The 22,327-nt window shown below is 68.4% G+C and carries 20 protein-coding genes; 7 read left to right on the top strand and 13 right to left on the bottom strand.

Features of this window, described 5'->3' with window-relative positions:
• Positions 1 to 31 precede the first annotated feature (31 nt).
• Both L1081_RS12790 and L1081_RS12785 read left to right on the top strand, forming a co-directional pair.
• The gene (locus tag L1081_RS12790; RefSeq protein ID WP_489416730.1) at positions 32 to 1,318 is read left to right on the top strand and encodes a glutamate carboxypeptidase; all 1,287 of its coding nucleotides are present in this window, start codon (positions 32 to 34) and stop codon (positions 1,316 to 1,318) included.
• Between the two features lie 7 nt (positions 1,319 to 1,325).
• Positions 1,326 to 2,228, top strand: a complete 903-nt coding sequence (locus L1081_RS12785) for a LysR family transcriptional regulator (protein ID WP_124957001.1) — start codon at positions 1,326 to 1,328, stop codon at positions 2,226 to 2,228.
• 16 nt (positions 2,229 to 2,244) lie between these two features.
• On the opposite strand, the gene L1081_RS12780 is transcribed toward L1081_RS12785, so the two are convergent.
• Positions 2,245 to 3,465 (bottom strand): D-amino acid dehydrogenase, encoded by a 1,221-nt coding sequence (locus L1081_RS12780; protein ID WP_489416729.1) that lies wholly within the window; start codon positions 3,463 to 3,465, stop codon positions 2,245 to 2,247.
• 233 nt (positions 3,466 to 3,698) lie between these two features.
• Here L1081_RS12780 and L1081_RS12775 point away from each other — a divergent pair, with 233 nt between their 5' ends.
• From L1081_RS12775 to L1081_RS12755, 5 genes are all read left to right on the top strand, one after another.
• Positions 3,699 to 4,586 (top strand): transporter substrate-binding domain-containing protein, encoded by an 888-nt coding sequence (locus tag L1081_RS12775; protein ID WP_489416728.1) that lies wholly within the window; start codon positions 3,699 to 3,701, stop codon positions 4,584 to 4,586.
• Between the two features lie 112 nt (positions 4,587 to 4,698).
• A complete protein-coding gene (locus tag L1081_RS12770; RefSeq protein ID WP_489416727.1) occupies positions 4,699 to 5,460 on the top strand; it encodes an amino acid racemase in 762 nt (253 codons plus the stop codon).
• Between the two features lie 107 nt (positions 5,461 to 5,567).
• Entirely contained in the window at positions 5,568 to 6,467 is a 900-nt protein-coding gene (locus L1081_RS12765) for a dienelactone hydrolase family protein (RefSeq protein ID WP_489416726.1), read from the top strand.
• 105 nt (positions 6,468 to 6,572) lie between these two features.
• Complete coding sequence (locus L1081_RS12760; RefSeq protein WP_489416725.1) at positions 6,573 to 7,439, top strand: ZIP family metal transporter; 867 nt, start codon at positions 6,573 to 6,575, stop codon at positions 7,437 to 7,439.
• 134 nt (positions 7,440 to 7,573) lie between these two features.
• Positions 7,574 to 7,786, top strand: coding sequence for a hypothetical protein (locus L1081_RS12755; protein ID WP_012746693.1), 213 nt, complete (start codon positions 7,574 to 7,576; stop codon positions 7,784 to 7,786).
• Positions 7,787 to 7,795: 9 nt separating this feature from the next.
• On the opposite strand, the gene L1081_RS12750 is transcribed toward L1081_RS12755, so the two are convergent.
• The 12 genes from L1081_RS12750 to L1081_RS12695 form a co-directional block, all read right to left on the bottom strand.
• Positions 7,796 to 9,181: an amidase gene (locus tag L1081_RS12750; RefSeq protein ID WP_489416724.1), complete on the bottom strand. Its 1,386-nt coding sequence runs from the start codon at positions 9,179 to 9,181 to the stop codon at positions 7,796 to 7,798.
• Between the two features lie 63 nt (positions 9,182 to 9,244).
• Positions 9,245 to 10,885 (bottom strand): dipeptide ABC transporter ATP-binding protein, encoded by a 1,641-nt coding sequence (locus tag L1081_RS12745; protein WP_489416723.1) that lies wholly within the window; start codon positions 10,883 to 10,885, stop codon positions 9,245 to 9,247.
• A 2-nt stretch (positions 10,886 to 10,887) separates the two neighbouring features.
• Positions 10,888 to 11,853 (bottom strand): ABC transporter permease subunit, encoded by a 966-nt coding sequence (locus tag L1081_RS12740; protein ID WP_489416722.1) that lies wholly within the window; start codon positions 11,851 to 11,853, stop codon positions 10,888 to 10,890.
• Between the two features lie 38 nt (positions 11,854 to 11,891).
• Positions 11,892 to 12,833 (bottom strand): ABC transporter permease subunit, encoded by a 942-nt coding sequence (locus L1081_RS12735; protein WP_489416721.1) that lies wholly within the window; start codon positions 12,831 to 12,833, stop codon positions 11,892 to 11,894.
• A gap of 142 nt (positions 12,834 to 12,975) precedes the next feature.
• The gene (locus L1081_RS12730) at positions 12,976 to 14,574 is read right to left on the bottom strand and encodes an ABC transporter substrate-binding protein (protein WP_489416720.1); all 1,599 of its coding nucleotides are present in this window, start codon (positions 14,572 to 14,574) and stop codon (positions 12,976 to 12,978) included.
• Between the two features lie 6 nt (positions 14,575 to 14,580).
• Positions 14,581 to 15,120: a MarR family transcriptional regulator gene (locus L1081_RS12725; protein ID WP_489416719.1), complete on the bottom strand. Its 540-nt coding sequence runs from the start codon at positions 15,118 to 15,120 to the stop codon at positions 14,581 to 14,583.
• Between the two features lie 234 nt (positions 15,121 to 15,354).
• The gene (locus L1081_RS12720; RefSeq protein WP_489416718.1) at positions 15,355 to 16,812 is read right to left on the bottom strand and encodes an amidohydrolase family protein; all 1,458 of its coding nucleotides are present in this window, start codon (positions 16,810 to 16,812) and stop codon (positions 15,355 to 15,357) included.
• A 13-nt stretch (positions 16,813 to 16,825) separates the two neighbouring features.
• Positions 16,826 to 17,824: an oligopeptide/dipeptide ABC transporter ATP-binding protein gene (locus L1081_RS12715; protein WP_489416717.1), complete on the bottom strand. Its 999-nt coding sequence runs from the start codon at positions 17,822 to 17,824 to the stop codon at positions 16,826 to 16,828.
• Positions 17,821 to 18,861: an oligopeptide/dipeptide ABC transporter ATP-binding protein gene (locus tag L1081_RS12710; RefSeq protein ID WP_489416716.1), complete on the bottom strand. Its 1,041-nt coding sequence runs from the start codon at positions 18,859 to 18,861 to the stop codon at positions 17,821 to 17,823. Before L1081_RS12710 ends, L1081_RS12715 begins: the two co-directional genes overlap by 4 nt.
• 8 nt (positions 18,862 to 18,869) lie before the next feature.
• Positions 18,870 to 19,757: an ABC transporter permease subunit gene (locus L1081_RS12705; RefSeq protein ID WP_489416715.1), complete on the bottom strand. Its 888-nt coding sequence runs from the start codon at positions 19,755 to 19,757 to the stop codon at positions 18,870 to 18,872.
• Between the two features lie 25 nt (positions 19,758 to 19,782).
• Positions 19,783 to 20,718 carry an ABC transporter permease subunit gene (locus tag L1081_RS12700; RefSeq protein WP_489416714.1) on the bottom strand — a complete coding sequence of 312 codons (936 nt, stop codon included), beginning with the start codon at positions 20,716 to 20,718 and terminating at the stop codon, positions 19,783 to 19,785.
• A 21-nt stretch (positions 20,719 to 20,739) separates the two neighbouring features.
• Positions 20,740 to 22,320: an ABC transporter substrate-binding protein gene (locus L1081_RS12695; protein ID WP_489416713.1), complete on the bottom strand. Its 1,581-nt coding sequence runs from the start codon at positions 22,318 to 22,320 to the stop codon at positions 20,740 to 20,742.
• Positions 22,321 to 22,327: the final 7 nt, after the last annotated feature.

Raw genomic sequence — 22,327 nt, 5'->3', positions numbered from 1 at the left:
CCAACCCACTGAAGAAAGAAGAAGCACGCACATGACATTCCAGCCCCGCAAATTTTTGCTCGCCGCCGTTTGCGCCGCCTGCCTGGGCACCGCGTTTGCCGCGCCCGATGCCCGCATCGCCTCGCTGGCCGCCAAGGAAAAGCCCGCGCTGCTCGAGACGCTGAAGGAACTGGTCTCGATCGAATCGGGCAGCCGCGACCTCGAAGGCCTCGAGAAGATCTCCGACCTCATCGCCGCGAAGTTCAAAGCCATGGGCGGCGAGGTCGAGCTCGTCGACACCAGCGCCGAGGCCTACCGCATGGAAGACACGCCCGAGAAGATCGGCCGCGCGGTGCGCGCCACCTTCAAGGGCACGGGCAAGAAGAAGATCTTGCTCATCGCGCACATGGACACGGTCTACACCGTGGGCATGCTCGACAAGCAGCCGTTCCGCGTCGAAGGCGACAAGGCCTATGGCCTGGGCATCGCCGACGACAAGCAGGGCGTGGCCGTCATCACGCACACGGTTGCGATGCTGCAGGCGCTGAAGTTCAAGGACTACGGCACGCTCACGGTGCTGATCAACGGCGACGAGGAAATCAGCTCGCCGGGTTCGCGCGCGCTCATCACGCGGCTGGGCGGCGAGCATGACGCTGTGCTGTCGTTCGAGGGCGCCTCGGTCAAGGAAGACAAGCTCTCGCTGGCCACCGCGGGCATTGCCTCGGTCTCGCTGAACGTCACGGGCAAGGCCTCGCACGCGGGCTCGGCGCCGGAACTGGGCGTGAACGCGCTCTACGAGCTGTCGCACCAGATCCTGCAGATGCGCGACCTGTCCGACCCGGCCACCGGGCTCAAGATGAACTGGACCATCTCGCGCTCGGGCAGCAACCGCAACGTGATTCCGGCCAGCGCCACCGCGGGCGCCGACGTGCGCGTGCTCAAGGTGAGCGACTATGACCGCATCGAGCAGCAGGTGCAGGAGCGCGTGAAGAAGCAGCTGATTCCGGAGGCAAAGGTCGAAATGAAGTTCGAGCGCCGCCGTCCGCCGCTCGAAGCCACCGGCGCCTCGCTCGCGCTCGCGAAGCATGCGCAGCAGATCTACAAGGACGAGCTCGGCCGTCCGCTGGGCGCCGACGACAAGGTGGCCGGCGGCGGCACCGATGCCGCCTTTGCCGCGCTCAAGACCAAGGCGCCGGTGGTGGAGCGCTTCGGCCTGCAGGGCTTCGGCGCGCATTCGGCCGATGCCGAGTACGTGCTGCTCGACTCCATCGAGCCGAGGCTCTATCTTGCGACCCGCATGGTGATGGACCTTTCGCGCAGCAAGGTCGCAGGCAACTGAGCCGGCCATGCGGCTGCGCCACATCGAGGTCTTCAACGCGATCATGCTCACGGGCAGCGTGAGCGCGGCGGCGCGGCTCATCAACATCACGCAGCCGGCCGTGAGCCGGACCTTGCAGCATGCCGAGCTGCAGCTGGGCTTTCCGCTGTTCCAGCGCGCCAAGGGCCGGCTCACGCCGACCACCGAGGCGCTCACGCTGTATCCGCACATTGAGCGGCTGTTTGCGCAGCTCGACGAGGTGCAGCGCCTTGCGGCCAACCTGCGCGCGGGCAGCGACACCGGCGAGCTGCGCATCCTGAGCGTGCTGGCGCTGAGCTACGAGGTGCTGCCGCGCGCGCTCAAGGCCTTCCGCGAGAAGCACCCGGGCTATGCGATCACGGTGGAGTCGCTGCACTCGCCGCAGATCATGTCGGCGCTGCTGCTGCAGGAGGCCGACGTGGGCTTTGTCTTCAGCCCCGCGGTGCATCCCTCGCTCACGCAGGAAACGCTGGCGGACACGCGCATGGTGTGCATCGCGCCCAAGGGCATGCTGCCGCGCGCGCTGGTGCGCAACGGCTCGGTGGCGCTGCACGACCTGGTCGACCGGCCGGTGATCGGCCTGGACAGCCGCGACCCGGTGGGCACCAGCCTGAGCCAGGCCTGCCGCCAGGCGGGCGTCGGTTTCCAGCAGGCCGTGGTCACGGTGCAGACCTACCACGCCGCGCTGTCGATGGCACACCACGGGTTGGGCGTGGCGCTGGTCGATGGCTGCACGGCCCGCTCGGCGGACGCCGCCAAGGTCGACGTGCTGGCGCTGGAGCCGCACATTCCGGTGCCGGTGCGCGCCTTGCGCTTTGCGGGAAAGCCCGATTCGGTGGCGGTGCGCGGCATCACGCGCTGCATGCGCGAGGCGATCGAGCAGGCGGCCTGATCAGCGGCGCCGCAGCTCAGGAAGCCGCGGACTCCAGCGCCTCGGCAATCCGCTGCGCCGAGCCGAAGGCCAGCGTGAAGCCCAGCGCGCCGTGCCCGGTGTTGAACAGCATGTTCGCCGGCGCGCTCGGCAGCCGGCCGATGATCGGCAGCCCCTTGGGCGTGGCCGGCCGCATGCCGGTCCAGGGATGCAGCTCTTCGAGCCGGCTTGCATGCGGGAACACGGCGCGCGTGGCGGCGGCCAGCGTCTCGATGCGCGTGGCCGGAATGCTCGCGTCGTGCCCCACCAGTTCTGCCATGCCCGCCACGCGCAGCCGCGAGCCGATGCGCGCGAACACCACCTTGCGGGCGCTGTCGGTCACGTTCACCGTGGGCGCCGCGCCGGGCGAGGGATCGACCTCCACCGTGATGCTGTAGCCCTTGAGCGGATACACCGGAAGGTAGGCGCCCAGCGCGCGCCCGAGCCTGTGCGAGGCCGAGCCGAGCGCCATCACGAAGGCATCGGCCTCGATGTCGCCGGCACTGGTGTCCACTGCGGCCACCCGGCCGTTGCTGCGTGCGAAGCCGTGCACGTCGGTGTCGATCAGAAAGCGCACGCCGCGTGCGCCGAGCACCCGCTGCAGTTCGGCGCAGACCTTGAGGCAGTCGGCCGCGCATTCGCTCGGCGTATGGACCGCGCCGGCCATCTGGCCGCGGTAGCCCGCGAGCGCGGGCTCGATGGCGGCGCATTCGTCGGGCGAGACGATGCGCTGCTCGCTGCCCATGGCGCGCTGCAGTTCGAGCTGCGCGCGTGCACCGTCGAGCGAGGCCGCACTGGCGTACAGCACCAGCTTGCCGGTGGCGGAAAAGTCGCAGTCGGGTGCCACGTCCGCCTGCATCGCCTCGAAGCCGGCACGGCTCTGCGCGGCCAGCGCGAGCAACTGCGCCGTGGTGCTGCGGGAGGTCTGCGCATTGCAGGCGGCCAGGAAGGCCAGCCCCCAGCGCCACTGGAGCGGGTCGAGCTGGGGCCGCAGCTTGAGCGGCGAGGAGGGCGAGAGCAGCAGCTTGGGCAGCTGCTTCCAGATCGATGGATCGGCCAGCGGCTGCACATACGAGTAGCTCAGCTGTGCGCCGTTGCCGCCGCTCGCGCCCGCACCGGGGGCGGCGCGATCGATCACCGTGACTTGGTGGCCCCGGCGTTCGAGCTGCCAGGCGGTGGCCAGGCCCACGATGCCGGCGCCGAGCACACACACATGCATGGAGGCAGCTTTCCGGGAGGGAGTGAAGAGGGGACAGCGTCGACTGTAGGTGCGCGCCGCGCCGGCCGGAAATGCCAAAAGCGCGGTGGCCCATAGCCAAAGCGCATGCCTTGCCGCCCCGTTTCCCTAACCCATAACCTTTGGGTATGGCCTAGGGTTCAATTGGAATTGTCGCGGTGTGTCACTCCTTCTTACACTGGCCGCTCTGTTCAACCAACCTGAAGAAGGCTCGCATGAAACTCTCCGCATTGATGGCTGCCGCTGCCGTGGTGCTGCTTACCGCCACCGGCGTCCAGGCCGCCGATACGCTGGCCAAGATCGCCGAGTCCGGCAAGATCACGCTCGCCTACCGCGAGTCGTCGGTGCCCTTCAGCTACCTGGACGGTCCCAACAAGCCGATCGGTTTCTCGGTCGAACTCTCCAATGCCGTGGTCGAGGCGGTGAAGAAGAAGCTCAACAAGCCCAGCCTGCAGGTGCAGCTGATGCCGGTGACCTCGCAGAACCGCATTCCGCTCATCACCAACGGCACCGTCGACCTGGAGTGCGGTTCCACCACCAACAACAGCGCGCGCGGCAAGGACGTGGCCTTTGCCGTCAACCATTTCTACACGGGCACGCGCCTGCTGGTGAAGAAGTCCTCGAAGATCAAGGACTACGCCGACCTCGCCAAGAAGACGGTGGCCAGCACCACCGGCACCACCAATGCGCTGGTCATGCGCAAGTACAACACCGAGAAGAACCTCGACATGGACATCGTGCTCGGCAAGGACCACGCCGACGCCTTCCTGCTCGTGGAAAGCGACCGTGCCGTGGCGTTTGCGATGGACGACATCCTGCTGTTCGGCCTGATCGCCAACGCCAAGAATCCGGCCGACTACGAGGTGGTGGGCGAGGCGCTGCAGGTCGAGCCTTATGCCTGCATGCTGCCCAAGGACGACCCGGCCTTCAAGAAGCTGGTGGACGACACCTTCATCGGCATGATGAAGAGCGGCGAGTTCGAGAAGCTCTACACCAAGTGGTTCATGTCGCCGATCCCGCCGAAGAACGTGCCGCTGAACCTGCCCATGAGCCAGCAGCTCAAGGACAACATCAAGGCGCCTTCCGACAAACCCGCTACTTGAGCTCGCCCCCAGGCTGCGCGCACTTCGTGTCGCTTCGCCCACCCCCTACCGGGGGCAATACCAGCGGCCCGGCAAAGCCGGTTCCGCGGTATTCCTGAAACAGAGAAAGATCATGGCTTCGACGAATGTAGTTGGCATCCTGGGCGGCATGGGCCCGGCGGCGGGAGCCGACTTCGTCCGGCTGTTCGTGCAGGCCTGCGCGCAGCAGATGCGCGCGCGTGGGGAGCCGGTGCGGGACCAGTCCTTTCCGGAGCACTGGCTCGCGCAGGTGCCGGTGCCCGACCGCACCGATGCGCTGGGCTCGACCGAGAACGGCGCGCACCAGCCGCTCGAACCGATGCTGCAGGCGCTCGGGCGCCTTGCCGCGCTGGGCAGCCAGGCGGTGGCCATTGCCTGCAACACCGCGCATGCCTGGCATGCCCGGCTGCAGGAGCGCTTTCCGCAGGTCGAGCTGCTGCACATGGCGCGCGAGGTGGCGCAGCATCTTGCCGCACAACGCGCGGGCAGCGTGGCGCTGATGGCCACCGAAGGCACCTACCGCGTGCGGCTCTACGAACAGGCGCTGGCCGAGGCGGGGCTCGATTGCCACGTGCCGCTGGCCGAAGAGCGCCGAATCATCACGCGCGGCATCTTCGAGGGCGTCAAGGCCGGCAACATGGAGCTCGCCGAAGCCTGCTTCTCACAAGTGGCGCTGCGGCTCGCAGAGCGCCACGGGCCGGTCACCATCATCATGGGCTGCACCGAGGTGCCGCTCGGGCTGCAGGGGTCAGCCGCCGTGGCCGGGCTGAGCCTGGTCGATCCGGCGCAGGTGCTGGCCGCCGCGCTGGCGCGCCGCGCCTACCGCGACCCCTTCCATAGCGTTAACAGGCCCTAGGCCGGCAGCAACCCTGCAGACATACGGGCCGGGCTGATTTCGCCTACATTGCGGCGTGCGTTTTCACGCATGCCCCCTTGTCCGACGATTCAACTGGAGCCCAACCCATGTCCCTTCGCGACGACAGCCGTTCCGATTTCGATTCGCTTCGCCCCGGCGAGAGCACAGAGCAGGGCGCCACGCGCCGCACCGCGCTCAAGGCCGCCATTGGCGTGGGCTATGCGGCCGCGGTCATGCCGGTCATGGCGCAGACCGCGATCAGCACCTCGGCCGAGGGCCTGAAGGCCGGGCCGGTCAAGTACACCGTCAATGGCTTCGAGGTGCCGGCCTATGCGGCCGCACCCGCCGGCAAGACCGGCCTGCCCGTGATCCTGGTGATCCAGGAAATCTTCGGCGTGCACGAATACATTGCCGACACCTGCCGGCGCTTCGCCAAGCTCGGCTACCTGGCCATTGCGCCCGAACTCTACGCGCGCCAGGGCGATGCCAAGAGCTATACCGACATTCCCAAGCTGCAGGCCGACATCGTGAGCAAGGTGCCCGATGCGCAGGTGCTGGCGGACCTCGATGGCGCACTTTCGTATGCATCGGCCAATGGCGGCAACGTGGCCAAGGCCGGCATCACTGGCTTCTGCTGGGGCGGCCGCATCGTGTGGCTCTATGCGGCCACCGGCAAGGTCAAGGCCGGCGTGGCCTGGTACGGCCGGCTGGTCGGCCAGCCGAGCGAGCTCACGCCCAGGCACCCGGTCGACGTCGCCGCCAGCCTGCAGGCGCCGGTGCTCGGCCTCTACGGCGGCAAGGACCAGGGCATCCCCCTTGACACGGTTGATAAGATGAAAGCCGCCCTGGCCACCGGAACTCCGGCTGCCAAGGCTTCGAGCTTCGTCGTGTATCCCGAAGCAGGCCACGCGTTCCATGCCGACTACCGCCCGAGCTATGTGAAGAGCGCGGCCGATGACGGATGGCAGCGCGCCACGGCCTGGTTCAAAGCCAATGGCGTCGCCTGACGGCGGCCTGTAGCCACCCACCGCCGAAGGCCGTCCCAGCGACGGCCTTTCTCTTTTTATGAACGGTATCGGGCATCAATGCCCATCGACATTGCGCAAGCAGCTATGAATTTGATAGTGATCATCGCGGCGACCCTGGTTGCCGGCATCGGAAGCGTGTGGCTGGCCGCACTGCTCTTGCGCGTGGGCGTCCGCAACGGGTCGGGCGGGGTGAATTCGCAGCACCTGCTGAGCCTGGCCGCGGGCGCGCTGCTAGCCACCGCGTTCATGCACCTCTTGCCGGAAGCCTTCGAAAGCCGCATCGAGCCCGCGCTGCTGTTCGGCGTGCTGCTGTTCGGGCTGGTGTTCTTCTTCCTGCTCGACAAGGCCGAGCTCTGGCATCACGGGCACGAGCACCATCATGGCGATCACGGCCATGCCCATGATCACGGCCATGCGCACAGCCACGCGCCCCGCATGGGCGGCGGCTGGGCCGTGCTCACCGGCGACAGCGTGCACTGCTTCGGCGACGGCATCCTGATCGCGTCGGCCTTCATCGCGGACATCCGCCTGGGCCTGGTGGCGGCCGTGGCCGTGCTGGCGCACGAGGTTCCGCACCACATCGGCGACCTGGTCGTGCTGCGCCAGAGCTCGGCCAACCAGCGTGCGGCCCTGGTCAAGGTGTCGCTGGCCGGCACCATGACCATGCTCGGCGGCATCGTGGGATGGTGGCTGGTCGACCAGCTGCACGGCTGGCTGCCGTACTTCCTGGTGCTGGCCAGCAGCAGCTTCGTCTACGTGGCGCTGGCCGACCTGATCCCCCAGCTGCAGAAGCGGCTGCCCGCGCGGCAGACCGCGGCACAGATCGTGTGGCTGGTGGTGGGCATTGCGCTGGTCTCGCTGGTGAGCCGGCTGGCGCACGGCGAACACGGCCATGGCGACCATGGCCACGACGAAGGCCACGGGGAACACGGCCACGTCCACAAGGACTGAAGGCAGGGCCGGCAAGGCCGCTGGCGCCGGTGCGGGAAACTTTCCGACACCGACGCCGCGCTCCAGGTGAACCGGAATGGCCGAAACAGGCGCACTATAGGGGCTCGTTCCGTATCCAGCCTGAGGAGCCGATCATGATTCACGTCGACGCCACCGCGCGTTCCGCCTCGTCGTCCGACGAAGACGACGACAACACGCCAGCCGACGATTTCGAGGAAACCGACAGCGAAATCTCCGACGACCTGTCGGAGGAAACCGGCATCGATCTCACGGACGCGAGCGAACTCGACGCCGACAACGTTCCGGCTGACGAGGAGTTCGACCGCGTGATGAACGCGCCGGACTGATCGGCCTGCTCAGGCCGGTTCAGGCCAGCGCGCCTGCGCAGGCCGAACCGATTCGTAGAAGCGCGCCATCTGCAGCACGCCCAGGTCGTCGAAGCGGCGCCCCGCGATCTGCATGCCGATCGGCAGTCCATTTTTCGCATGGCCGCAGTTGATCGACGCGGCCGGTTGTTCCGACTGGTTGAACACCGACGTGAAGTGCGAATCCTTGAGTGGATTGTCCGAGCCGCTGTTGATCGCGTCCGCCGCGAACGGCAGCACCGGCGACACCGGCGACAGCACGTAGTCGAAGGGCTGCGTGGCCGCCACGGTGGCCGCGCGCAGCGCCTGCATGCGCGTGAAGGCGCGGAAGGTGTCTTCGGGCGTGAGCGAGGCCGCGAACTCCGCCGCCTGGTGGATGTAGCCGGCCGCGAGCTTCGCGCGCTCCGGCGGCATCGCGGCCAGGTCGACGCGGCAGCGCATGGTGAAGAAGTGGGCCATGCCCATGCGCATGTCCGGCGTGCTCCAGTCGGCCAGCGGCTCGACGATGGCGCCGGCCTGCTCGAACAGGCGGGCCGCGGCGAGCACGGCCTCTATGACTTCCGCATCGATGGGCCAGCCGCCGATGGTCTCGGTCCACAGGCCGATGCGCAGGCCTTTCACATTGCGTTCGAGCCGCTGCCACGCGAAGTCGTTCGGCGGCAGGCTCATGTAATCGCGCGCGTCGGGGCGCGTCACCACCTGCATCAGCAGCGCGGCGTCGGCCACGGTGCGTGTCATCGGGCCGATCACGCGTGCGGGGGCGGGCGGGTCGACCGGGATGCGGCCGTGGCTCGGCTTCAGGCCGAACACGCCGCAGAAGCTGGCCGGAATGCGCACCGAGCCGCCGATGTCGGTGCCAAGGTGCAGCGGACCGTAGCCTGCAGCTGCGGCGGCACCGGCGCCCGAGCTCGAACCGCCGGTGTTGCGGCCCAGGTCCCACGGGTTGCGCGTGAGCGCGTGGAAGCTCGACGGTGCCGCGCCGAGGAAGCCGAAGTCGGGCATCGTCGTCTTGGTCACGATCACCGCGCCGGTTTCGCGCAGGCGTGCGGCGGCGGGGGCATCGGCCGCGGCGGGTGCCAGCACGGTGGCCGCGCTGCCGATCGGCGTGGGCGTGCCGCGCGTGGCGATGTTTTCCTTCAGCGTGACCGGCACGCCGTCGAGCTCGCCCTGCGGCGCGCCCTGCGCCCAGCGTGCCTCGGAGGCGCGCGCCGACGCGAGCGCGGCCTCGGCGTCCAGATCGTAGGTGGCGTGGATGTGCGGCTCCCAGCGCTCGATGCGCGCGAGCACGGCCTGCGTCACCTCGACCGGCGACAAGGCGCGGTCACGGTAGTGCTCGAGCAACTGGAGCGCACTGAGTTCGTACAAGGGTGTGGTCATGGCTTCGTTTCTTCTTGGGTGGTTGAATGAAGGTGATCGGAAAATTCAGGAGGGCGACGGCGCTCAGCCGCCTCCGAACGCATAGCCCTGGCCCGGCGCCGCGGCCAGCAGCGTGCGCGTGTAGGCCTCGCGCGGCGACAGCAGCACGTCGTGTGCGCTGCCTTCTTCGACGATGCGGCCTCCGTGCATCACGATGAGTCGGTCGCAGATCTGGCTGGCCACGCGCAGGTCGTGGGTGATGAACAGAATGCCGATCGACAGCCGCTGCTGGATCTCCGCGAGCAGCTTCAGGATCTGGTCCTGCACCGACACGTCGAGCGCCGACACGGCCTCGTCGGCGATCAGCACGCGCGGCTCGCAGGCCAGCGCGCGCGCAATGCACAGGCGCTGGCGCTGGCCGCCCGAGAACTCGCTCGGGTAGCGGTGCAGCACCTCGGGCTGCAGCCGCACCAGCGCCATCAGCTCCTCGGCGCGCTGCCAGGCCTTGGCGTGCGGCATGCCGAAATTCACCGGCCCCTCGACGATCGACTGCCCCACCGTGCGGCGCGGGTTGAGCGAGCGGTTCGGGTCCTGGAACACGACCTGCACCATGCGCCGGAACGCCGAGCGTTGCGCGCCGCGCGAGCCCTCGATGCCTGGCACGCGGATGTCGCCGTCGGTCGGCTCGATCAGCCGCGCGATGCAGCGCGCCACGGTCGACTTGCCCGAGCCCGATTCGCCCACGATGCCGACCGTTTCGCCCGCATGCAGCTTCAGCGACACGTCGACCGCCGCATGCACCGTGCGGCGTTTACCGGGCCAGTTGCCCGTGCGGTAGACCTTGCCCACGCAGCGCGCATCGAGCAGCGGCGCCTTCGCTTCGATGGGCGCGCGCAGCACCGGGGCCAGCCGCGGCACGGCGTCGAGCAGCATCCGCGTGTAGGCCTCTTTCGGTCGGCGCAGCACCTCGTCTTTCGGGCCGCTCTCGACCTGCCGGCCCAGCTGCAGCACCACCACCTGGTCGGCAATGTCCGCCACCACGCCGAAGTCGTGCGTGATGAACAGCACCGCGGTGCCGTTCTCCTGCTGCATCTCGCGGATCAGCGAAAGAATCTCGGCCTGCGTGGTCACGTCGAGCGCGGTGGTGGGCTCGTCGCAGATCAGCAGTGCGGGGCGCAGGATCAGCGCAATGGCGATCACGATGCGCTGGCGCTGACCGCCCGAGAGCTGGTGCGGGTAGGCGTCGTAGATGCGCTGGGGCTCGGGCAGCCGCACGCGCTCGAAGATGGCGAGCACGCGCTCACGGCGCGCGGCGGCGCCCAGTGTCGTGTGCTCGGCCAGGATCTCGTCGACCTGCGCGCCGCAGCGCATCACCGGGTTCAGCGCGGTCATCGGCTCCTGGAACACCATTGCCATGCGCGCGCCGCGCAGGGCCCGCAGCCGCTTCGCATCGGCCGCGAGCACGTTCTCGCCCTGCACCTCGATGCGCCCGGCCGAGGGCCGCAGCGACGCGGGCAACAGGCCCATCGCGGCCTGCGCGATGACCGACTTGCCGGAGCCCGACTCGCCGAGCAGGCACACGACCTGGCCGGGCATCACGTCGAACGAGATGCCGTGCACCGCATGCGCGCGGTCGGCGCCGGCGGGCAGGTCGATGGTGAGGTCGCACACCACGAGGCAGGGCGCGCCTGATGTCGCAGAAGCAGAAGAAGGAGTGGATGTCATGGTCAGCCTCCGCGCGGTTTGAACTTGGGATCGAGCGCGTCGCGCAGGCCGTCGCCGAGCATGTTCACGGCCAGCACCGTGAGCGCCAGGAAGAGGCCGGGCAGCAGCACGGTCGAGGGGTGCGAGGTGAAGTGCGTGCGGCCTTCGGACATGATGTTTCCCCAGGTCGGCACGTCGGACGGCAGGCCGATGCCCAGGAACGACATCACGGCCTCCACCAGCATTGCCGCCGCGCAGATGAAAGTGCCCTGCACGATCAGCGGCGCCACCGTGTTGGGCAGGATGTGGCGCAGCATCAGCTTCCAGGTCGGCGTGTCGAGCGCAACGGCTGCTTCCACATACGGTTCTTCGCGCACCGACAACACCACCGAGCGCACCAGCCGTGCCACGCGCGGCGTCTCGGGCACCACGATGGCCAGGATCACCGTGAACAGGCTGGGCCGCCACACGGCCACCAGCACGATCGCGAACAGGATGCCGGGAATGGCCATCATCCCGTCCATCACCCGCATGATCACGCCGTCGAGCCGGCGGAAGTAGCCCGCCACCATGCCGATCACGAGGCCGAACGCGACCGAGCCCAGCGCCACCGCCACGCCCACCGACAACGAGATGCGCGCGCCGTAGGCAGTGCGGCTCCACAGGTCGCGGCCCATGCTGTCGGTGCCCAGCGGAAAGAAGCGCTCGAAGCTGTCGCCTGCGAGCGTGGTGAATTCGGTGTGCGCGCCGGGCGGGAGGTGCGAATTCGCCGGGTCCATCGCGTTCGGGTCGATGGTGTAGAGCCAGGGCGCGGCCACCGCCAGCACCAGCATCGCGACCAGCAGGGCACCGCCGACGCGCACGGCGCCGTTGGCGAGCAGGCGGCGCAGCAGCGACCGGGTCGGGGCCCGGGGCGCGGCGGGAGGAATCCCGGCCGCTGCGGCAGCAGCCGGGGTGGGCGCATCGTCGCGCAGGGAAATCGAAGTCATGGCGGGCTTTCGAAGGGAGTGCGTGAATGCGATCGCTGTCAGTAACGGATGCGCGGATCGAGCAGCAGGTAGCTCAGGTCCACCAGCAGGTTGACCACCACGTAGACGAGCGAGAAGAAGAGGGTGATGCCCTGGATCAGCGGGTAGTCGCGCGAGAGCACGGCGTCCACCGTGAGCTGGCCGAGGCCGGGAATCGCGTAGATCGTTTCGGTGACCACCACACCGCCGATCAGACCCGCCACACTCAGGCCGATGACGGTGGCGATCGGCACGGCCGCGTTGGCCAGCGCGTGGCGCAGCAGCATGCGCCACTCCGAAATTCCCTTGGCGCGCGCGGTGCGCACGTAGTCTTCGGTGAGTGCCTCGGACACCGCCGCGCGCGTGACCCGCGCAATGAGTGCCGCGTACATCACGGCCAGCGTGATGCAGGGCAGCGCCAGGTGGCGCAGCCACGGGCCGATGCCGTCGCCGATGCGCTGGTAGCCCTGCGAGGGCAGCCACCCGAGCTGCATCGAGAACAGCCAGATCATCACGTAGCCGGCCACGAACACCGGCACCGAGAAGCCGAGCACCGAGGCGCCCATGATGAAGCGGTCGAGCCGGCCGCCGCGCCGCGAGGCCGCGAGCACGCCGATCGGCACGGCGATCAGCACCGTGAGCACCACCGTCACCGCCGCCACCGAGAGCGTGGGCTCCAGGCGCTGGCCGATCAGGTCGGTCACGCGCATCCGGTAGAAGAACGAGTAGCCGAGGTCGCCGCGCAGCACCTGGCCGAGCCAGTGCACGAACTGCGTGACGATCGATGCGTCGAGGCCCAGCTGGGCGCGGATGCGTGCGATGTCCTGCGCATTGGCCGCGTCGCCCGCGATGGCGGCCGCCGGATCGCCGGGCGTCATGCGCAGCAGCAGGAAGACGATGACGGCCACGATCAGGAGCACGGGCGCGGTGGCCAGTCCGCGGCGCAACAGGAAGTGGAGCATGTGAATCAGGTCCGTGACGAAGGGCCGGGCGTCCGGCGCGGGCAAAGGAAGTCCCGCCCGGCTGCCGCGCAAGGCGCAACCGGTCAGGGGTTTCGATCAGAAAGGGGAGAGGGGCGGGCGCGCGGGCCGGCTTATGGCGCGGTCATGGCGATGGCGCCGTCTTTTTGCGCACGTTCCAGTACAGAACCGCCGGCGAGGGCAGCAGGCCGGTGATCGTGCCGCGGCGCACGGCCGTGGGTGCCTTGGCTTCGCCGAGCGGTGCGAGCACGCCGTGCTCGAGCACGACCTGCTGGATCTGCGTGGCGATTTCCTTGCGCTGCGCGAGGTCGGCGGTGGCGATGAACTTCGTCTTCAGTGCCTCGAGCTCGGGCACCACCGGCCAGCCGAAGTAGCCTTGGTCGCCGTTGCCGGTCAGGGGGCTGTAGCCGATGGGGCTGCTCGCGTCCACGCCGCCCCAGAAGGTGATGAAGGCGTTCCAGCCGCCGTTCTCGGGCAGGTCCTTCTTGGCGCGCCGGGTCACGAGCGTGGCCCAGTCGGTGGTCTGCACGTCGACGTTGAAGCCCACCTGCTTGAGCAGCTGGCCGTACACCGCGGGCAGCTTGTTCAGCGCGGGCGCATCGCCCGGCAGCATGAGCACCACGGGCTTGCCGTCGTAGCCCGATTCCTTGAGAAGCTTGCGTGCTTCTTCGAACTGCGGCTTGCCGGTGTAGAAGCCGGTCTTGTCGCTCGCGTAGAGCGAGCCGCACAGGTAGATCGAGGCGCAGGGCTTGTAGAAATCGCGGAAGGTGACCTGTGCGCGAAGCATGGCCTCCTGGTTGATGGCGAGCATCGCGGCCTTCAGCGCCTTCGGATTGTTGAAGGGCGGCACCTTGTGGTTGTAGAGCACCGTGAAGGGGCCCGCCGGCATCAGGTCGACCAGCTCGATCTTGTCGTTGGTGCGCATGCCGGTGTAGCCCGACACGGGCACGGTCTCGATCATGTCGACCTCGCCGTTGAGCAGTGCATTGGCCTGCGTCTGCGGGTCGCGCAGCATCACCCACTCGACGCGGTCGACATGCACCACCTTGCCGCCGGCTAGGCCCGAGGCGGGCTCCTTGCGCGGAACGTAGGCGGCGTTCTTGCGGTAGATGACGCGGTCGCCCGGGCGGAAGTCTTCCTTGGCAAGCGTGAAGGGGCCGGAGCCGGTCATCTCGTCGATCTGCTTGTCGGCGGGCGTGTCGGCCACGCGCTTGGGCATGATGAAAGGCACCAGCGGGTTGGGCTTTCCGAGCGCGTCGAGCACCACGCCGAAGGGCTGCCTGAAGCTCATGCGAAAGCCGTTCGGCCCGTCGGCGACGATGCTGTCCATGGCCTCATACATCTTCTGGCCCAGCGTGTCGCGCTTGGCCCAGCGGGCCAGCGAGGCGATCACGTCCTGCGAGGTGACCGGCGCACCGTCGTGGAACTTCAGGCCCGGGCGCAGCGCGAAGGTCCAGACCTTGTTGTCGGCGCTCGCGCTGTACTTGTCGACCATCTGCGGTTGGATGACGCCCTTCTCGTCCATCGCGAAGAGGGTGTCGTAGATCATCAGGCCGTGGTTGCGCGTGATGTTGGCGGTGGTCCAGATCGGGTCGACGATCTTCAGGTCCGACGAGGGCACGGTGCGAAGCACGGTCTCGGCGGACGCGGTGATGGCGAAGCACAAGGCCAGCGCCGACAGGGAGGCCGCCGCAACGCGGCGCGGTGAAAGGTGGATTGCCATGGAGCCTTACTTCTTTCGGGAGGGCGCGGAAGACGCGGGAGAGGAAGACGGGCGCGGTTCCTTGCTTTCGCGCAGCTGCACCAGCAGGAATTCGAAGATGTCGCGCGAGCCTTCTTCCGCGTCGATGAGCTTGTGCAGGATGCGGCGCAGGCTCTCGATCTCGGCAACGCTCAGGCAGTCAAGGAAGCGCGCTTCCATCTCGTACCCGATGGGCTCGGCGCGCTGCACCATCTCGACGCCGGCCTGGCTCAGGCACAGGTGGATCTGCCGTGCGTCCTCGGTGCCGATCTGGCGCTCGACCAGCTTGCGCTGCACCAGCGAGCCCACCAGCTTGGAGACCAGCGTCTTCTCGATGCCGCAGGTCTGCACCAGCTGTCCCATGGTGATGCCGGGCGCGCCGCCGATCATGCGCAGCAGGCGCACGTCGCGGATCGACAGGCCGAGCTCGATCTCGTAGACGCGCGAGCCGCGGTCGCGCGTGCGCTGCGAGGCCAGGTCGAGCAGCACGTTGAGGTAGTCGTTCTTCAGGCGGAGCGGAGCGTGCATGGCGGGTTGGTAGAAGTCTTCAATAGTTGAAATATTCAACTATATAGACGAACTACGCAAGCTCCGGGCCAGCTGTCAAGGGAAATCCCCTAGGTGCGCGCCGCCAGAGGGTGGAAGCGCAAAGGAGAGAGAAAAGGCGGGCCCGCGAGGCCCGGCGTGTTCACCGATCCGGTGCTGCGCATGCACCAGGATGCGAGGGCGGGCGCCATGCAGGTGCCGCCGTGGCGTGAGGTGTCAGGCCGCGTCCTTGCGCATGATCACCTGCCCGTTGCGCGCACCGCTGTGCATGCCGTGCTGCCACGTGACGGCGCCGTTCACGATCACCGCATCGATGCCTTCGGCGGGCTCGATCGGCGTTTCGTAGTTCGCGGTGTCGCGCACCGTAGCCGCATTGAAGATCACCACGTCGGCGTGGTGGCCCGGCTTCAAAGTGCCGCGCTCGTGCAGCCCGAAGTTGCGTGCGGTGAGCCCGGTCATCTTCCACACCGCCGTCTCCAGCGGAAACAGGCCGACGTCGCGGCTGTAGTGACCCAGCACGCGCGGAAAGGTGCCCCACAGCCGAGGATGCGGCTTCTCGCCGAGCGGAATGCCGTCGGAGCCGATCATGGTGTCTTCAAAGGCGAGGATGCGCTGCACGTCGTCCTCGTCCATCATGAAATAGATCGCGCTGCCGGGCGAAAGCCGCTTCGCCGCCTCTTCGCCCGATACCCCCCATTCGGCCGCGATGTCCTTCAGGTCGCGGCCCGCGCACTCGGGATGCGGCGCGCTCGACGCGATCAGCACGCGGCCATCGATCATGCCGCGGTCGGCGCGGATCATGGTGGAGCCCGCCGTGTAGGGGTAGCAGTCGAGCCCGATGCACTGGTGCTTCATCGCTTCCTGGATGAAGGGCAGCGTGACCTTGCTCTTGCCGAAGTTCTGCGCGTTCTGCACCTTGTGGTGCGACACCACCACCGGAACGCCGAGCGCGCGGCCGATGTGGAAGGTTTCTTCGAGCGACTCCATCACGCGGTCCGCCTCGTCGCGCATGTGCGTCACGTACAGCGCCTTGCGCGCCGTGAGCGGGCGGCCGACCTCGATGATCTCCTCGGTCGTCGCCTTCACGGCCGGCGGGTAGAAGGTGCCGGTCGACAGGCCGATCGCGCCGGCCTGCATCGCTTCTTCGACCAGCGCCTGCATGGCGGCGATCTCCTGGGCGGTCGCGGGCCGGTCGAGGTCGGACATGGTCACGGCGCGCAGGGTCGAGTGGCCGACCATCGCCGCCACGTTGACCGACGAGGGCGTGGCGCGCAGTGCATCGAGGTAGGCCGCGAAGGTCGTGAAGCGGTCTTCGGCCGGCGTCTCGAGCAGGCTCAGCGGCATCGGCAGCTCCATGTCTTCGCGCAGCGGCGCGGCGCTGATGCCGCAGTTGCCCGCAATCACGGTGGTCACGCCCTGCGACACCTTGAACGGCATCTGCGCCTGCGACAGCACGGCCTGGTCGTCGTGCGTGTGCGAGTCGATGAAGCCCGGCGCGACGATGCGGCCGGTGGCGTCGAGCGTCCGGTCGGCCGTGTGGCCCGCGAGCTTGCCGATGGCGGCGATGCGGCCATTGACGATGCCCACGTCGGCGTCGAAGCGCGGCGCCTTGGTGCCGTCGATCACGGTGCCGCCGCGGATCAAGAGGTCGTAGTGGGGTGTCTTGTCGGTCATGAGGGCAATGCTTTCAACGGAAGTGGCAGGCGACCCAATGGCCACCCTTGGAAGACGAAGGGCGCTCCGTCAGTTCGGGCGTCTTCTCCTTGCACACGTCCTGCGCCATCGGGCAGCGCGTGTGGAAACGGCAGCCCAAGGGCGGGTTGGCGGGGCTCGGCGGATCGCCCTGCAGCAGCAGGCGGCGCGCGGGAGTGCGCGGGTTCGGCACGGGTACCGCCGAGAGAAGGATTTCCGTGTACGGATGGCGCGGCGCGGAGAACAGCGTATTGCGGTCTGCAATCTCGACGATGTGGCCGAGGTACATCACGGCCACGCGGTGGCTGATGTGGCGCACCACGGCGAGGTCGTGCGCGACGAACAGGTAGGCAATGCCGAACTCGGCCTGCAGATCCATCAGCAGGTTCACCACCTGCGCCTGCACCGACACGTCGAGCGCGGACACCGGCTCGTCGCAGACGATCAGCTTGGGGTTGAGCGCCAGCGCGCGCGCGATGCCCAGACGCTGCCGCTGGCCGCCCGAGAACTCGTGCGGAAATTTCTTCGCCGCCTCGGGCCTGAGGCCCACGCGCGAGAACAGCCACTGCACGCGCTCGCGCCGCTCGGCGGCCGTGCCCGTGCCGAAGTTGCTGAAGTTGCGCATGGGCTCGGCCACGATGTCGCCAGCCGTGAGGCGCGGATTGAGCGAGGCATACGGGTCCTGGAAGATGATCTGCAGCTGGCGCCGGCGCAGCCGCATCTCGCTGGCGGAGAGCGTCAGCAATTCCTCGCCTTCGAGCTGCACCGAGCCCGAGGTCGGCTCGACCAGCCGCATCACCGACTTGGCGGTGGTCGTCTTGCCGCAGCCCGATTCACCGACCAGCGACAGCGTTTCGCCGCGCGCCACCGAGAACGAGACGCCATCGACCGCCTGGATCGCGGGCCTGGCCGGCCGCAGCCAGCGCTTGGGCGAGATGTAGTGCTTGCGCAGGTCGCGCACCTGGAGCAGCGGGGCCGCGGTTGTTGTGGTCATGCCATCACCTCGCCGGCCGCCTGGCCGATGGGAGCCCATTGTTCTTCGACGGCGAAGCAGGCCACCACGTGGTCACCGCCCTGCATCGTGAGCTGCGGCGTCTCGGCGCGGCAGCGCTCGCGCGCATGGCTGCAGCGCGCCGCAAAGGCGCAGCCGCGGCCCAGCTCGTGCGCGGCCGGCACCAGCCCCGGAATCTCGGCCAGCCGCGTGCTCGCGGTGTTCATCGACGGCATCGAAGCCATCAGCGCGCGCGTGTAGGGGTGCAGCGGCCGGTCGAACAGGTCGACCACGTCGGCCTCTTCGACCTTCTTGCCGGCATACATCACGACCACGCGGTCGCAGCTCTCGGCCACCACGCCGAGGTCGTGCGTGATCATCACCACGCCCATGCCAAGCTCCTTCTGCAGCCGCTTGATGAGGTCGAGGATCTGCGCCTGAATCGTCACGTCGAGCGCGGTGGTGGGTTCGTCGGCAATCAGCACCTCGGGGTTGCAGGCCAGGGCCAGTGCAATCATCACACGCTGGCGCATGCCGCCGGAGAGCTGGTGCGGATACTCGTTCACGCGCCGCTCGGGCTCGGGGATCTGCACCACGCGCAGCATCTCGACCGCGCGCTGCAGCGCTTCGGCGCGGCTGGCCTTCTGGTGCAGCTGCACCGTCTCGGCGATCTGCCGGCCCACGGTGAGCACCGGGTTGAGCGAGGTCATCGGCTCCTGGAAGATCATCGAGATGCGGTTGCCGCGGATCTGCCGCATCTCGCGTTCGCCGAGCTGCATCAGGTCGGTGCCGCGCAGGCGCACGGCACCCGTGTGGCGGCCCGGCGGCGTGGGCACCAGCCGCAGGATCGAGAGCGCGGTCACGCTCTTGCCGCAGCCCGATTCGCCGACCACGCCGAGCGTGCGGCCCGCGCGCACGGTGTACGACACGCCATCGACCGAGCGCACCACGCCGGCCAGCGTATGGAAATGGGTGCGCAGGTTGTCGACTTCGAGCAGGGGCTCGCCGGGCGCGAGCGCGAGGTGGGACATCGGTGCCATGGCGGGCCTCAAAGCTGCCGCGCCAGGCGCGGGTCGAGCGCATCGCGCAGGCCATCGCCCAGCAGGTTGATCGCCAGCACCGTGGCCGCCAGCAGCAGGCCCGGGTACAGGATGATGTGGAACGCTACTGCCACGAAGTTGCGGCCCTCGGCCATCATGTTGCCCCAGCTCGGCGTCTGCGCCGGCACGCCCACGCCAAGGAAGGAAAGCGCCGCTTCGGTCAGCACCGCGGCGGCGGCCACGAAGGTCGACTGCACGATCAGCGGGGCCACCATGTTGGGCAGCACGTGTCGCAGCAGGATCACCGGCAGCCGCGTGCCGACCGCATGCGCTGCCTCCACATACAGCTGCTCGCGCAGGGTGAGCGCGAGCGAGCGCACCAGCCGCACCACGCGCGGGATCTCCGGCACCGTGATGGCGACGATCACCGTCGTGAGGCTGGCGCGCGTCACCGCCATGAGCGCAATGGCGAGCAGGATGCCGGGAATGGCCATGAGCCCGTCCATCACGCGCATCACCGGCCCGTCGGCCCAGCGCACGAAGCCCGCGAACAGGCCGATCAGCACGCCGAAGAAGGTGGCGAGCAGCGCGACCGAGGCACCGACGATCATCGACACCTGCCCGCCCCACACGGCGCGGCTGAACACGTCGCGGCCGAGTGCGTCGGTGCCGAACAGGTGCTCGGCCGACGGCGGCTGCATGCGCGCGAGCGGATCGATGTCCTGCGGATCGAAGGTGGCGATCCAGGGTGCGCCGATGGAGACCGCAGCCACTGCAACCAGCAGCAGCCCGCCGACGATCAGCGTCGGATGCTTGCGCACCCAGCGCCAGCGTGGCGGCACGAAGGGCGCATCGTCGGCCACGGTGATGGCAACGGGCGGTGGAAGTTCACTCATCGGAAGTACGGTGGACATGGGTCATCTAGTACTGGATGCGCGGATCGAACAGCCGGTAGCTCAGATCGATCAGCAGGTTGATCAGCACGTACACGCCGGCCGACAGCAGCAGCACGCTCTGGATCACGGGATAGTCGTGGCGCTGCACCGAATCGATCACGAGGCGGCCCACGCCCGGAATGGCGAACACCGTCTCCGTCACCACCACGCCGCCGATCAAGAGCGCGATGCCCACGCCCACCGTGGTGGCGATGGGAATGGCCGCGTTGCGCAGTGCATGGCCCAGCACCGGCAGCACGCCCAGGCCCTTGGCGCGCGCGGTGCGGATGTAGTCTTCATGCAGCACCTCGAGCACGGTGGCGCGCGTCATGCGCGTGACGAGCGCGATGTACACCAGCGCCAGGTTCACGCAGGGCAGCACCAGGCCGCGCAGCCATTGGCCGGGGCTGTCGGAAAAGCGCACGTAGCCCTGCACCGGAAACCACGGCAGCTGGATCGCAAAAGCGTAGATCAGCAGGTAGCCCACCAGGAACACCGGCACCGAGAACGCAAGCACCGCGAACAGCATCACGAGCCGGTCGATCCAGCTGCCCGCGCGGTAGGCCGCGAGCGTGCCCAGCGGCACAGCCAGCACCAGCGTGAGTGCCATGGTCAGCACCGCGATCGACACCGTGGGCTCCAGCCGCTGCGAGAGCAGCTGCGCCACCGGCACCTGCGTGAAGATCGAGGTGCCGAGATCGCCCGTGAAGAGCTTGCCGAGCCAGATCGCGAACTGCTGCCACAGCGGCAGGTTCAGGCCCAGCGCGGCGCGCAGCTTCTCGATGTCTTCGACCGAGGCCAGGTCGCCCGCGATCAGCGCCGCGGGGTCGCCCGGCGACAGGTGGATCAGCAGGAACACCACCACCGCCACCACTGCCATCACGGGCAGCGTCGAGAGAAATCGCCTGAGGATGTAGCCCATGGTGCTGCCGCGCGGTGCCGGTTACTTGTCGAGCATCCAGACCGTCGGCATGCCGGCCCAGAGCTTGTCGGTGCCCTTGAGGCTGGCGCGGGCGGCAAACGCAGCCGTGTACTGGCCTGCGTTGATGTAGGGCACCGTTTCGTAGGCGCGGGCCTGGAAGGCGTCGAGGATCTCGCGGCGCTTGGCCGGCACGGTTTCCTTCAGCCAGGCGTTGCGCAGCTCGTCGAGCGGCTTGTCGCAGGGCCAGCCGGGCAGGGTGTTGCCGCAGGCCGCGCTCAGGTAGGCGTTGGTGATGGGGGAGTTGACGTCGAACTCGCCGGCCACGGTGACGTACATGTTCCAGCCGCCGGCCTCCGGCGCATCGCGCTTGGCGCGGCGCGCACCGATGGAGGCCCAGTCCATGGTCTGCGCATCGACGTTCATGCCGATGCTGCGCATGGTCTGCGCGGCCATCAGCGCCTCGGCGTTGAGATAGGTGACGTCGCTCGGCACCAGGATGGTGACCTTCTCGCCCTTGTAGCCCGCGTCGGCGAGCATCTTCTTGGCCTTGGCCACGTCGGCCTTGCGGTAGGGCTCGGCGCCCGCGGCGGTGTCGTTGGGGCTGCCGCAGATGAAGAAGGTCTGGCAGTAGGCCATGCGCATGTCCAGCGGATAGCCCATGGCCGCAACGATGCGTTCCTGGCTCACGGCCTGCAGCAGCGCCTGGCGCACCTTCGGGTTGTTGAAAGGCGGCAGCAGGTGGTTCATGACCAGGAAGCCCTGGTAGGTGCCACCCGAGCCGATCTTCACGCCGGGGTCGGTGCGCAGCGGCGCGATGTAGTCGGGCGGCACCTGCTCGACCAGGTCGACCTCTCCGCGCTTGAGCGCCGCAATGGCGCTGTTAGCGTCGGGCAGGTAGAGCCATTCGACGCGGTCGAAGCTGGTCTTCTTGCTGCCGGCCAGGCCGCTCGGCGGTTCGCTGCGCGGCAGGTAGTTGGGGTTGCGCACGAACACGGTCTTGTTGCCCGGCACCCATTCGTCGCGCTTGAAGATGAAGGGGCCGGAGCCGATCACCTCGGGCAGCGGCGCCGTGGCGGGCATCTTCGCTAGCCGCTCGGGCAGGATCACGGGCGGAAAGCTCGAGGGCTTGGCCAGGCCCTCGAGCACCAGGCCGAAGGGCTCGGCGAGCGTGAGCGTGAAGGTGCGCGCATCCACCGCCTTCCACTCGGCGCCGCCCGCCACCATGGCGCGGCCGATGCTGTCGCGCGCGGCCCAGCGCTGCAGCGAGGCAATGGCGTCGGCCGAGGTCACGGCGGCGCCGTCGGAGAACTTCAGGCCCGGGCGCAGCGTGAAGCTCCACTGCTTGCCGTCTTTGGAGGAGGTGTACTTCTCGGCCATCTGCGGCTGCGGCTTGCCGTTCGCATCCTGCGCGAACAGCGTGTCGTAGACCATGTAGCCGAAGTTGCGCGAGATGTAGGCGGTGGTGAAGGTCGGGTCGAGGATCTTCAGGTCGGCATGCGCCACCACCTTGAGCGTCTTGGGCGGCGTCTGGGCGAGCGCCGGCAGGCACGCGGCCGAAAGCGCCAGGGTGGTGGCAAGGGCTGCGAGCGTTCGTCGTTTCATCGTCGGT

It is taken from the genome of Variovorax sp. MSC1_012 (assembly GCF_023667525.1).
GTDB lineage: Bacteria > Pseudomonadota > Gammaproteobacteria > Burkholderiales > Burkholderiaceae_C > Variovorax > Variovorax beijingensis_B.
The sequence above is the reverse complement of the archived record's forward strand: the minus strand, read 5'-3'. Positions and strand labels throughout refer to the sequence as shown.

Excerpts from the sequence above, each read along its gene's own strand:
- L1081_RS12745 (WP_489416723.1), bottom strand. The coding sequence starts at position 10,885 with ATGACATCCACTCCTTCTTCTGCTTCTGCGACATCAGGCGCGCCCTGC.
- L1081_RS12740 (WP_489416722.1), bottom strand. The coding sequence starts at position 11,853 with ATGACTTCGATTTCCCTGCGCGACGATGCGCCCACCCCGGCTGCTGCC.
- L1081_RS12760 (WP_489416725.1), top strand. The coding sequence starts at position 6,573 with ATGAATTTGATAGTGATCATCGCGGCGACCCTGGTTGCCGGCATCGGA.
- L1081_RS12735 (WP_489416721.1), bottom strand. The coding sequence starts at position 12,833 with ATGCTCCACTTCCTGTTGCGCCGCGGACTGGCCACCGCGCCCGTGCTC.
- L1081_RS12715 (WP_489416717.1), bottom strand. The coding sequence starts at position 17,824 with ATGACCACAACAACCGCGGCCCCGCTGCTCCAGGTGCGCGACCTGCGC.
- L1081_RS12790 (WP_489416730.1), top strand. The coding sequence starts at position 32 with ATGACATTCCAGCCCCGCAAATTTTTGCTCGCCGCCGTTTGCGCCGCC.
- L1081_RS12755 (WP_012746693.1), top strand. The coding sequence starts at position 7,574 with ATGATTCACGTCGACGCCACCGCGCGTTCCGCCTCGTCGTCCGACGAA.
- L1081_RS12775 (WP_489416728.1), top strand. The coding sequence starts at position 3,699 with ATGAAACTCTCCGCATTGATGGCTGCCGCTGCCGTGGTGCTGCTTACC.
- L1081_RS12705 (WP_489416715.1), bottom strand. The coding sequence starts at position 19,757 with ATGAGTGAACTTCCACCGCCCGTTGCCATCACCGTGGCCGACGATGCG.
- L1081_RS12785 (WP_124957001.1), top strand. The coding sequence starts at position 1,326 with ATGCGGCTGCGCCACATCGAGGTCTTCAACGCGATCATGCTCACGGGC.
- L1081_RS12700 (WP_489416714.1), bottom strand. The coding sequence starts at position 20,718 with ATGGGCTACATCCTCAGGCGATTTCTCTCGACGCTGCCCGTGATGGCA.
- L1081_RS12725 (WP_489416719.1), bottom strand. The coding sequence starts at position 15,120 with ATGCACGCTCCGCTCCGCCTGAAGAACGACTACCTCAACGTGCTGCTC.
- L1081_RS12750 (WP_489416724.1), bottom strand. The coding sequence starts at position 9,181 with ATGACCACACCCTTGTACGAACTCAGTGCGCTCCAGTTGCTCGAGCAC.
- L1081_RS12730 (WP_489416720.1), bottom strand. The coding sequence starts at position 14,574 with ATGGCAATCCACCTTTCACCGCGCCGCGTTGCGGCGGCCTCCCTGTCG.
- L1081_RS12780 (WP_489416729.1), bottom strand. The coding sequence starts at position 3,465 with ATGCATGTGTGTGTGCTCGGCGCCGGCATCGTGGGCCTGGCCACCGCC.
- L1081_RS12710 (WP_489416716.1), bottom strand. The coding sequence starts at position 18,861 with ATGGCACCGATGTCCCACCTCGCGCTCGCGCCCGGCGAGCCCCTGCTC.
- L1081_RS12770 (WP_489416727.1), top strand. The coding sequence starts at position 4,699 with ATGGCTTCGACGAATGTAGTTGGCATCCTGGGCGGCATGGGCCCGGCG.
- L1081_RS12720 (WP_489416718.1), bottom strand. The coding sequence starts at position 16,812 with ATGACCGACAAGACACCCCACTACGACCTCTTGATCCGCGGCGGCACC.
- L1081_RS12765 (WP_489416726.1), top strand. The coding sequence starts at position 5,568 with ATGTCCCTTCGCGACGACAGCCGTTCCGATTTCGATTCGCTTCGCCCC.
- L1081_RS12695 (WP_489416713.1), bottom strand. The coding sequence starts at position 22,320 with ATGAAACGACGAACGCTCGCAGCCCTTGCCACCACCCTGGCGCTTTCG.